This is a genomic window from Bacillus tequilensis KCTC 13622, from assembly GCF_000507145.1.
In the GTDB taxonomy this organism is placed as follows: Bacteria; Bacillota; Bacilli; order Bacillales; family Bacillaceae; genus Bacillus; species Bacillus tequilensis.
This window is the reverse complement of record NZ_AYTO01000042.1, coordinates 1-3,295: the sequence shown is the minus strand read 5'-3', so window position 1 is coordinate 3,295 and position 3,295 is coordinate 1. Positions and strand designations below refer to the sequence as shown.

The window sequence follows — 3,295 nt, the reverse complement described above, 5'->3', positions numbered from 1 at the left end:
GCCGTATCGGAAGGTGCGGCTGGATCACCTCCTTTCTAAGGATATATACGGAATATAAGACCTTGGGTCTTATAAACAGAACGTTCCCTGTCTTGTTTAGTTTTGAAGGATCATTCCTTCGAAACGTGTTCTTTGAAAACTAGATAACAGTAGACATCACATTCAATTAGTAAGACAAGATATCACATAGTGATTCTTTTTAACGGTTAAGTTAGAAAGGGCGCACGGTGGATGCCTTGGCACTAGGAGCCGATGAAGGACGGGACGAACACCGATATGCTTCGGGGAGCTGTAAGCAAGCTTTGATCCGGAGATTTCCGAATGGGGAAACCCACCACTCGTAATGGAGTGGTATCCATATCTGAATACATAGGATATGAGAAGGCAGACCCGGGGAACTGAAACATCTAAGTACCCGGAGGAAGAGAAAGCAAATGCGATTCCCTGAGTAGCGGCGAGCGAAACGGGATCAGCCCAAACCAAGAGGCTTGCCTCTTGGGGTTGTAGGACACTCTGTACGGAGTTACAAAAGAACGAGGTAGATGAAGAGGTCTGGAAAGGCCCGCCATAGAAGGTAACAGCCCTGTAGTCAAAACTTCGTTCTCTCCTGAGTGGATCCTGAGTACGGCGGAACACGTGAAATTCCGTCGGAATCCGGGAGGACCATCTCCCAAGGCTAAATACTCCCTAGTGACCGATAGTGAACCAGTACCGTGAGGGAAAGGTGAAAAGCACCCCGGAAGGGGAGTGAAAGAGATCCTGAAACCGTGTGCCTACAAGTAGTCAGAGCCCGTTAACGGGTGATGGCGTGCCTTTTGTAGAATGAACCGGCGAGTTACGATCCCGTGCAAGGTTAAGCAGAAGATGCGGAGCCGCAGCGAAAGCGAGTCTGAATAGGGCGCATGAGTACGTGGTCGTAGACCCGAAACCAGGTGATCTACCCATGTCCAGGGTGAAGTTCAGGTAACACTGAATGGAGGCCCGAACCCACGCACGTTGAAAAGTGCGGGGATGAGGTGTGGGTAGGGGTGAAATGCCAATCGAACCTGGAGATAGCTGGTTCTCTCCGAAATAGCTTTAGGGCTAGCCTCAAGGTAAGAGTCTTGGAGGTAGAGCACTGATTGGACTAGGGGCCCCTACCGGGTTACCGAATTCAGTCAAACTCCGAATGCCAATGACTTATCCTTGGGAGTCAGACTGCGAGTGATAAGATCCGTAGTCGAAAGGGAAACAGCCCAGACCGCCAGCTAAGGTCCCAAAGTATACGTTAAGTGGAAAAGGATGTGGAGTTGCTTAGACAACCAGGATGTTGGCTTAGAAGCAGCCACCATTTAAAGAGTGCGTAATAGCTCACTGGTCGAGTGACTCTGCGCCGAAAATGTACCGGGGCTAAACGTATCACCGAAGCTGCGGACTGTTCTTCGAACAGTGGTAGGAGAGCGTTCTAAGGGCTGTGAAGCCAGACCGGAAGGACTGGTGGAGCGCTTAGAAGTGAGAATGCCGGTATGAGTAGCGAAAGAGGGGTGAGAATCCCCTCCACCGAATGCCTAAGGTTTCCTGAGGAAGGCTCGTCCGCTCAGGGTTAGTCGGGACCTAAGCCGAGGCCGAAAGGCGTAGGCGATGGACAACAGGTTGATATTCCTGTACCACCTCCTCACCATTTGAGCAATGGGGGGACGCAGGAGGATAGGGTAAGCGCGGTATTGGATATCCGCGTCCAAGCAGTTAGGCTGGGAAATAGGCAAATCCGTTTCCCATAAGGCTGAGCTGTGATGGCGAGCGAAATATAGTAGCGAAGTTCCTGATTCCACACTGCCAAGAAAAGCCTCTAGCGAGGTGAGAGGTGCCCGTACCGCAAACCGACACAGGTAGGCGAGGAGAGAATCCTAAGGTGATCGAGAGAACTCTCGTTAAGGAACTCGGCAAAATGACCCCGTAACTTCGGGAGAAGGGGTGCTCTGTTAGGGTGCAAGCCCGAGAGAGCCGCAGTGAATAGGCCCAGGCGACTGTTTAGCAAAAACACAGGTCTCTGCGAAGCCGCAAGGCGAAGTATAGGGGCTGACGCCTGCCCGGTGCTGGAAGGTTAAGAGGAGCGCTTAGCGTAAGCGAAGGTGCGAATTGAAGCCCCAGTAAACGGCGGCCGTAACTATAACGGTCCTAAGGTAGCGAAATTCCTTGTCGGGTAAGTTCCGACCCGCACGAAAGGCGCAACGATCTGGGCACTGTCTCAACGAGAGACTCGGTGAAATTATAGTACCTGTGAAGATGCAGGTTACCCGCGACAGGACGGAAAGACCCCGTGGAGCTTTACTGCAGCCTGATATTGAATGTTGGTACAGCTTGTACAGGATAGGTAGGAGCCTTGGAAACCGGAGCGCCAGCTTCGGTGGAGGCATCGGTGGGATACTACCCTGGCTGTATTGACCTTCTAACCCGCCGCCCTTATCGGGCGGGGAGACAGTGTCAGGTGGGCAGTTTGACTGGGGCGGTCGCCTCCTAAAAGGTAACGGAGGCGCCCAAAGGTTCCCTCAGAATGGTTGGAAATCATTCGCAGAGTGTAAAGGCACAAGGGAGCTTGACTGCGAGACCTACAAGTCGAGCAGGGACGAAAGTCGGGCTTAGTGATCCGGTGGTTCCGCATGGAAGGGCCATCGCTCAACGGATAAAAGCTACCCCGGGGATAACAGGCTTATCTCCCCCAAGAGTCCACATCGACGGGGAGGTTTGGCACCTCGATGTCGGCTCATCGCATCCTGGGGCTGTAGTCGGTCCCAAGGGTTGGGCTGTTCGCCCATTAAAGCGGTACGCGAGCTGGGTTCAGAACGTCGTGAGACAGTTCGGTCCCTATCCGTCGCGGGCGCAGGAAATTTGAGAGGAGCTGTCCTTAGTACGAGAGGACCGGGATGGACGCACCGCTGGTGTACCAGTTGTTCTGCCAAGGGCATCGCTGGGTAGCTATGTGCGGACGGGATAAGTGCTGAAAGCATCTAAGCATGAAGCCCCCCTCAAGATGAGATTTCCCATTCCGCAAGGAAGTAAGATCCCTGAAAGATGATCAGGTTGATAGGTCTGAGGTGGAAGTGTGGCGACACATGGAGCTGACAGATACTAATCGATCGAGGACTTAACCACATGTTGAATGATGTCATACCTGTTATCTAGTTTTGAGAGAACACTCTCTAATAGCGGAAAAGCAAGGAAACTCCGCTAAGGGCTCTCACATCCTGTGAGAAACGCCCAGTACCTTCATCCTGAAGGCATTTGTTTGGTGGCGATAGCGAAGAGGTCACACCCG

At 52.6% G+C, this 3,295-nt stretch carries 1 rRNA gene; it reads left to right on the top strand.

Going from position 1 to position 3,295, the window contains the following annotated elements:
* Nucleotides 1–204: 204 nt before the first annotated feature.
* Nucleotides 205–3,132 (top strand): 23S ribosomal RNA (locus V756_RS0121275).
* Nucleotides 3,133–3,295 lie beyond the last annotated feature (163 nt).